This is a genomic window from Paenibacillus sp. NRS-1782 (assembly GCF_050467685.1).
GTDB lineage: Bacteria > Bacillota > Bacilli > Paenibacillales > Paenibacillaceae > Paenibacillus > Paenibacillus terrae_A.
In genome coordinates this window covers 1-621 of sequence record NZ_JBITPH010000025.1, presented here as the reverse complement: position 1 = coordinate 621, position 621 = coordinate 1, and the positions used below count along the sequence as shown (strand labels likewise).

The following is a 621-nucleotide window of genomic DNA, read 5'->3' as shown; positions in this document are numbered from 1 at the left end:
GAAAGATGCGCGGTCGATGTCGGACGGTAGTTGGATTAGTTCAAAAAAATGCTTAAGACTTGGTAAAACGAAACCCGGGTTTCCTTTCGGATTATCGCTATAGAAGGCCATAAAACGCCTTGCATATTGCGTCGTAAACTCAAAATTCTCCTCAACCCAGGACGTGAACGTTCCATGTCGCAGAATATTCTTTGCCTCATTCAGTCTTTTTCCTATCTCCCACACGTAACGAGATAGTTCTTGTTTTAGAGAATCTTCCAATATCTTGATCTCTACGGTTAATGTGGGTAAGTCTTTTGTCAGTTCCGTAGTCTCAGCCAAAATCAAAACCTCCTCTCTATGCTCGCGATTCACTTCACTCATCCTCGCCGTCGACTGTCGTCTCCGACTTATTTTCATACGCGTATAGATATTAATAAGGTCTGATACGTCGCTAGGAATGAGCAATGCGAATGACGACGCGTAATGTTTTATCTAGTTCTTAATGGCTCTTGTTAAAAGACTGGTTCTAGTTAGTGTCTTCCGTAGCCGTGTCGGTGATCACCATGTCGGTATTCGCGGACATGGATGAATCTAACCGGTAACTAACACGTCAGGCTCCGCATCAAATATCGCAAGTTG

Annotated in this window: 1 protein-coding gene; it reads right to left on the bottom strand. The window is 43.6% G+C overall.

Features of this window, described 5'->3' with window-relative positions:
• A partial coding sequence (locus ACIFQM_RS11040) for a DUF3102 domain-containing protein (protein ID WP_430065449.1) occupies nucleotides 1–321 on the bottom strand: 321 nt, incomplete at its 3' end.
• Between the last annotated feature and the right edge of the window lie 300 nt (nucleotides 322–621).